This is a genomic window from Methyloceanibacter sp. (assembly GCF_050728395.1).
Taxonomy (GTDB): Bacteria; Pseudomonadota; Alphaproteobacteria; order Rhizobiales; family Methyloligellaceae; genus Methyloceanibacter.
Genome location: NZ_JBOHJB010000128.1, coordinates 1 through 6,445, shown reverse-complemented (window position 1 = coordinate 6,445; position 6,445 = coordinate 1). Strand labels below are relative to the sequence as shown.

Below are 6,445 nucleotides of genomic sequence, written 5' to 3'. Positions count from 1 at the left end.
AACCAGCCGACCTCTCCCCGCTGGGGAGAGGAGAAGACCCGCTGCCGAGCGGCACCGGCAGCGCACTGTCGGTGCCGAGATAGCGGAGATGCGCGAGCACTCCGACGCGGATGCCGACGCGGGCGACGCCCTGGCCAGTGAGTTCCTCCTTTGCATCCTCGGCCAGCGGCTTGGCGAGGGCCTCGGCTGCGGCGAGACCCTCCGCATCGAGCAGGCGCAATACGGCTCGGCTCCGCGTCGCCTTCAGCTCGGCAAGCCCCATGCCATAAGCCGAAAGCACCCCTGACAGCGGATGGATGAGCACGCGGGCGATACCGAGCACGTCGGCGACGAGACAGGCATGCTGGCCGCCGGCGCCGCCGAAGGTGTTCAGCACATAGTCGGCGACGTCGTAGCCGCGCTGCACCGAGATGGCCAGGATCGCGTTCGCCATGTTCTCCACCGCGATGCGGATGAAGCCGTCGGCGACCTGAGCAGGCTCGCGGCCGTTGCCGATCTCGGCGGCAAGGTCAGCGAAACGCGCCTGCACGATCTCGGCGTCGAGCGGCTGATCCTGTCGCGGCCCGAAGATCCTGGGGAAGTAATCGGGCAGAAGCTTCCCCACCATCACATTGGCGTCGGTGACGGTGAGCGGGCCGCCGCGGCGGTAGCAGGCTGGCCCCGGATTGGCACCGGCTGAATCAGGTCCGACGCGGAAGCGCGCGCCGTCATAAAACAGGATCGATCCACCGCCGGCGGCAACGGTATGGATCAGCATCATCGGCGCGCGCACGCGGACGCCCGCGACCACGCTTTCGAAGGTCCGCTCATAGACGCCGTCGAAATGACAGACGTCGGTGGAGGTGCCGCCCATGTCGAAGCCGATGACGCGGGTGAAGCCGGCGATGCGGGCGGTCCCGACCGCGCCGACCACGCCGCCTGCCGGCCCCGACAAGATGGCGTCCTTGCCTTTGAACAGATGGGCCGAGGTGAGTCCACCCGACGACTGCATGAAGAGCAGCGTTGGCGAGGCGCTGCCGTATGCTCCCCCTCTCCCCTGTGGGGAGAGGGTTGGGGTGAGGGGGCTTCCCACGTCAGCCGGTTCCCCCTCACCCGGCTGCCCCGCAAGCGGAGCAGCCGACCTGTCCCCACCGGGGAGAGGTGCAAGCGCTGCGGAGACTCGGCTGACATATCTGTGGAGCAGCGGCGAGAGATAGGCATCGACCACGGTGGTGTCGCCGCGGCCAACGAACTTGACCAGCGGACTCACCTCGTGACTCACCGAGATCTGGGCAAAGCCCGCTTGGTAAGCGAGGCGCGCGGCCTGGCGCTCATGGTTCGGAAACGCGTAGGCATGCATGAACACGATGGCGACGGCGTCGATGCCCTCGGCGCGGGCGGCTTCCAGCGCGGCGCGCGTGGCGGCGAGGTCGAGAGGGGTCTCGATTGCGCCGTCGGCGCGGATGCGCTCAGCCACCTCGGCCACGCGCGCATAGAGCATCGACGGCTTCTCGATCTTGCGCGCGAAGATCTTGGGCCGCGCTTGATAGCCGATCTCGAGCGCGTCGCGGAAGCCTTCGCTCACCAGCAACAAAACGCGGTCGCCCTTGCGCTCGAGCAGCGCATTGGTGGCGACGGTGGTCCCCATCTTGACGCTGTGGATCAGCTCCGTCGGCAGAGCGCGCCCACGCGCCGCACCAAGCAGATCGGCGATACCGGCTGTGGCCGCGTCAGCGTAGACTTGCGGATTCTCCGAGAGGAGCTTGTGCGTGAGCAGCCGCCCGTCAGGGCTGCGCGCTACGATGTCGGTGAACGTGCCACCGCGGTCGATGCAGAACTGCCAGGTGCCGCTCACGATCATCCGAGCCGCATCAGCCCAGCGGCGTAGCGCTTCCAGCAGCGCACATAGACGTCGGACACCCGCGCCATCATCGCCTTCGTCTTGTCGTCGGCCTCGCGCACGAGCTTGGCGGGCGCGCCGACAATTACCGAATTGTCAGGGAACTCCTTGCCCTCGGTGATCAGCGCGCCGGCGCCGACGAGAGAGTTGGCGCCGATCTTCGCGCCGTTCAGAATAATGGCGCCCATGCCGACCAAGCTCGCATCGCCGATAGTGCAGCCATGCAGAATGACGTTGTGGCCGATGACGCAGTCGCGGCCGATCGTGAGCGGAAAGCCTGGGTCGGTGTGCAACGTGGCATTGTCCTGCACCTGCGAGCGGGCGCCGATCTCGATCCACTCATTGTCGCCGCGCAAGACGGAACCCCACCAGATGCTCACATCGGAATGGAGCCGCACGCGCCCGATCACCGCGGCGGTGTCGGCGACCCAATAAAGGCCGTCGGCCGGAAGCTCCGGCGCCTCACCGTCGAGCGCGTAGATGCCCATGATCACTCCTTTCGTCGCTGCCAGACGTGTGGATAAACGTCATCCGCCGTGTTGTCATGCCCGCGAAAGCGGGCATCCAGTAAACACACACTTCGCAAGGGGAGTACTGGATCGCGCGGTCGAGCCGGGCGACGACAAGGCAGGGGTAATGTGAATGGCCGAAGAACGGGGAGGAGACGGCTCGCAGGCATCCGTCGAGACATCTGGATTGGCGAGCATGCTCGATCGCACTTTCGGCCTCACCGCCGCAGGCTCAAGCGTACCGACCGAGCTCCGCGCCGGCCTCGCAACCTTCCTCACCATGGCCTACATCATGTTCGTGAACCCGGCGATCCTCGAGAAGGCCGGCATGGATCATGGCGCGGTGTTCGTCGCCACCTGCCTCGCCGCGGCGCTCTCGAGCGCCATCATGGGGCTCTACGCCAACTATCCGATTGCGCTCGCCCCCGGCATGGGGCTCAACGCCTATTTCGCCTTCACCATGGTGCCTGAGCTCGGCGGCAATTGGCAGCTCGCGCTTGGCATCGTGTTCCTGTCCGGCGCGCTGTTCCTCCTGATTTCGCTCACACCTTTGCGCGAATGGCTGATCAACGCCATTCCCCTGACTTTGAAGCTCGGCATTGCCGCGGGCATCGGCCTGTTCCTCGCGCTGATCGGCTTGCAGAATGCCGGCCTCGTCGCCGCCGACCCCGTCACCTTGGTCAAGCTCGGCGATCTCTCCGAAGCGAAGGCGCTGCTCGCCATCGCCGGCTTCCTCGCCATTGCAGGGCTTGCGGCGCGGAAGGTCCCGGGCGCCATCATCTTCGGCGTGATCGCCGTGACGCTTGCCGCGGTCTGGCTCGGGCTTGAGCCTTGGCACGGTCTTGCCGCCATGCCGCCGTCGCTCGCGCCGACCTTTCTCAAAATGGATCTCGCCGGCGCCTTTCGGCTCGGGCTTCTCACCATGGTGCTCACGCTTCTGCTGGTGATGCTTCTCGACACCGCGGGAACGCTGATCGGCGTGGCCCGCCAAGCCGGCCTGCTTGACGTGGACGGACGCCTACCGCGGCTCCGCCAGGCGCTGCTTGCCGATTCAGGCGGGGCCATGCTGGGGGCTGCGCTCGGAACCTCAACCACAACCGCCTATATCGAGAGCGCCGCAGGCGTGGAGGAGGGCGGACGCACCGGCTTGACCGCACTCATGGTGGCGGCGCTGTTCCTGGCGAGCCTGTTCCTGGCGCCGCTCGCGCAGACCGTACCGCCTTATGCCACGGCGCCGGCGCTCCTGTTCGTCGCCTGTCTCATGGCCACGAGCCTCGGCGCTATTCCCTGGGACGAGCCCACCGAATACATCCCGGCGCTGACCATCGCGCTGATGATCCCCTTGAGCTATTCCATTGCCACCGGCATTGGGCTCGGCTTCATCGCCTATGTGGCGCTGAAACTGCTCTCAGGCCGCATGCATGAGATCAACGCCGCCTCGGCGGCAATCGCCGGCGCCTTCCTGCTCAAGCTCATCTTTGCCTAAATCTCGACTTCGACGTCGGTGCCCGTGACGCGCACGTTGTAGCGCGCCACGTCGTCATAGGCAGGCGCACAGAGAACCTCTCCGGTGCGAACGTCGAACCTTGCGCCATGCCAGGGGCAAGTGACCTCGTGGCCCTCGATGTCGCCCTCGGCCAATGGCCCTTCTTCATGCGTGCAGGCATTTTCGAGCGCAAAGAAGTTGCCCTCGATATTGAACAAGGCAATCTCCTTGCCCCTGACGTTGACCAGGCGAGCTTGGCCAGGCGCGATCTCGTTCGCGCTTGCCACCTTCACAAATTCAGCCATCAACTGTCCTCAGTCGTGGACACTGAAACAGCCGTGACGTGCCGTCGCCGTGAGAGAAACGAATTGCGCGCGGCTCATATGAACCAACGTCTCATGATCGCCGCCCTCCAAGTACACATCGGGCTGATCCTCGATACTGTCGTCGACCATCGTATCGAGCCCATAGCACTCACCGGCTGGGGGAATCGCACCTGGCAGGCAGTCGTCGAACAATTCTTCGATTTCGTACTCGGCGGCGAGGTCAACATCCAAGCCCAGTTGTGTCCTGAGATCGTCCAGGCGGATGTGGTGCGACGCCGGCAGTATGGCCAGGACGTAGCCATATTCATCGCGGAGCACGACGGCTTTGGCGATACGGTCACCCGAGATGCGGCAGGCTTCAGCGGTGCGCATCGACGACTTCGTCGGTTCGTGCGCAACGATGTCATACAGAACGTTCTTGCTAGCCAGATATCTTTGGAATGCTTGGGCAATGGCCATGTTCGGCCCTCCTCTGCGACGGTCAAGCCTCGCACACGGTGAGAGCCCCAGCCGACGCCTCACCATGCGCGGCTGCTCGAATTGCACGCGCAAATAATACGCCAATCGCCTCCGCGCCACAATGTCGGCCGGATGGTCAGCGTCGCGATCTAGCTGGCAAGCGGTCCCTTCATCTCCTTGAGCGTATCGCGGATGCGGCGCCAGTTCTCGGCTTCGCTTCTGTCGCCGCGCTTCTCGCATTCGAGCGCCCTTTGGGCGGCGATCAATTGGGCTTTTTCGCCATGCTCCCGAAGCAGCCGGCTCGCATAATCGTGCACCTCTGACATCTGCATGGGATATCTCCTTGGTCATCGTCGCAAGCATCAGCAACTGGAAGGCGCTGCCCCGGGTTCCGCTCCAATCGCCAGCCACCGATCGCGGCGGGCGCCTTCCTGCTCAAGCTGATTTTCACCTGATCGCCGCCTCATAGTAGACTTTCCTGGCCACAACTGGAGAGGAGAGATCCAATGCCGAAATATGTTTTGCTCGCCAACTTCACCGATCAGGGCATACGCAACATCAGGGGTACGATCGGCCGGGCTGAGGCCTTCCAAGCGATGGCCGAAAAGAGCGGTATCGCCATGAAGGAACTATGCTGGACCCTAGGCCGTCACGATGTCGTCGCTGTTTTCGAAGCTGCCGATGACGAAAGTGCGACTGCTCTGGCACTCAGCGCCGCAGCGCTCGGCAATGTCCGATGCGAGACTCTGCGCGCTTTCTCCTTCGAGGAGATGAGGCGGGTCATCGGCAAGATGGTTTGAGGCCGGCCTTGCGGTGTTCCGTCTGACCTTGAGGCGGTCACAGTCGTTGGTTAGGCTATCGTCCTCGGAATTGGGGGGATGCGATGGGTCGCCGCACGATAAGCCTGTTTGCCGGGTTGGCGCTGATGTCGATGGCCGGACTTGCCGCCGCCGGACCGTTGAGCAAGCCTGATGTGCCGTCCCTCACTGTGCCGGTCTGGAGCCTCACCGGCGAGTGCTATCCCATCGATTTCAACGGCATCGATATCGAATGGTATGCCGGGCGCGGCGTCTATCAGCTCACCGTCACCGGCATGAAGCCCTACACCAATATGGAAGTCTCGTTGAGCCACGAAGCCTATAGCGGCCGCCCGGCCTATTGGCGCACGCTCGTCGTCGGCTGCGTAAAAAACGGCCTCGTTCTGCCGCTCGCGGCGCCCTATTACATCACCATGAACCTCGACCGCTTTGTCGGCACCAGGGGCGTCGAGATCGTCGGCGCCTCGCGCCAAGTCCGCCGCGACGTTCCCAGGTCCTGAGGAATTCCGGCCTGATCCTTCGAGACGCGCTCTTCGAGCGCTCCTCAGGATGAGGTTGCTGATAGTGAGGAGCGGCCGAAGGCCGCATCTCGAACCATGAGGCCTCTTGTGCTTTCCACGGCGTCTCCGCTATTAGGTCGCCCATGGACACTGAAGCCAACCCTCGTCCCCGCCACGGCGGAGACCATCCCGTCGCCATCTTCATCACCTCGATCAGCGCCGCGATCGTGGTCGCCGGCGGCTTCGGCATCATCATCGAGGCCTTCATCGTCGCCGGCGCCGACCTGATCCAGCTTGGGAACACCTTCGTGCTGGTGGGAAGCGTCCTCACCGGGCTGATCACTCTGTGGCTGTTCGCCTGGACATTCGCCCGCTCCATCCATGTCGAGAGGCGGCTTGCCGCCGGGCTTGAGATCGACGAGCCCAAACTGTCGATCCTGGCCAATTTTCGCGATTCCGGGCCGGTCC

9 protein-coding genes are annotated in these 6,445 nt (G+C 64.3%); 4 read left to right on the top strand and 5 right to left on the bottom strand.

Features of this window, described 5'->3' with window-relative positions:
- Together ACREC7_RS15205 and ACREC7_RS15200 are read right to left on the bottom strand one after the other, a co-directional pair.
- Positions 1–1,840, bottom strand: a 1,840-nt coding sequence (locus tag ACREC7_RS15205) for a hydantoinase/oxoprolinase family protein (RefSeq protein ID WP_431556538.1), incomplete at its 3' end; no start/stop codon positions are given.
- Positions 1,837–2,367, bottom strand: a complete 531-nt coding sequence (locus ACREC7_RS15200) for a gamma carbonic anhydrase family protein (protein ID WP_431556537.1) — start codon at positions 2,365–2,367, stop codon at positions 1,837–1,839. The genes ACREC7_RS15205 and ACREC7_RS15200, both read right to left, overlap by 4 nt.
- A gap of 217 nt (positions 2,368–2,584) precedes the next feature.
- Between ACREC7_RS15200 and ACREC7_RS15195 the strand changes: the two genes are divergently transcribed.
- Positions 2,585–3,874, top strand: a complete 1,290-nt coding sequence (locus ACREC7_RS15195; protein WP_431556539.1) for an NCS2 family permease — start codon at positions 2,585–2,587, stop codon at positions 3,872–3,874.
- On the opposite strand, the gene ACREC7_RS15190 is transcribed toward ACREC7_RS15195, so the two are convergent.
- The 3 genes from ACREC7_RS15190 to ACREC7_RS15180 all read right to left on the bottom strand — a co-directional run bounded on the left by ACREC7_RS15190 (position 3,871) and on the right by ACREC7_RS15180 (position 4,991).
- The gene (locus ACREC7_RS15190; protein WP_431556536.1) at positions 3,871–4,179 is read right to left on the bottom strand and encodes a Rieske (2Fe-2S) protein; all 309 of its coding nucleotides are present in this window, start codon (positions 4,177–4,179) and stop codon (positions 3,871–3,873) included. The genes ACREC7_RS15195 and ACREC7_RS15190 overlap by 4 nt on opposite strands.
- A gap of 9 nt (positions 4,180–4,188) precedes the next feature.
- On the bottom strand, positions 4,189–4,659 hold the full coding sequence (locus ACREC7_RS15185) for an aminoacyl-tRNA deacylase (protein WP_431556535.1): 471 nt from the start codon (positions 4,657–4,659) through the stop codon (positions 4,189–4,191).
- Positions 4,660–4,808: 149 nt separating this feature from the next.
- On the bottom strand, positions 4,809–4,991 hold the full coding sequence (locus tag ACREC7_RS15180) for a hypothetical protein (RefSeq protein ID WP_431556534.1): 183 nt from the start codon (positions 4,989–4,991) through the stop codon (positions 4,809–4,811).
- Between the two features lie 174 nt (positions 4,992–5,165).
- Between ACREC7_RS15180 and ACREC7_RS15175 the strand changes: the two genes are divergently transcribed.
- The 3 genes from ACREC7_RS15175 to ACREC7_RS15165 all read left to right on the top strand — a co-directional run.
- Positions 5,166–5,459 carry a GYD domain-containing protein gene (locus ACREC7_RS15175; RefSeq protein WP_431556533.1) on the top strand — a complete coding sequence of 98 codons (294 nt, stop codon included), beginning with the start codon at positions 5,166–5,168 and terminating at the stop codon, positions 5,457–5,459.
- Positions 5,460–5,542: 83 nt separating this feature from the next.
- Positions 5,543–5,977, top strand: a complete 435-nt coding sequence (locus ACREC7_RS15170) for a hypothetical protein (RefSeq protein ID WP_431556532.1) — start codon at positions 5,543–5,545, stop codon at positions 5,975–5,977.
- 143 nt (positions 5,978–6,120) lie between these two features.
- Positions 6,121–6,445 (top strand): hypothetical protein (locus ACREC7_RS15165; RefSeq protein WP_431556531.1); only part of this gene is annotated, 325 nt, incomplete at its 3' end.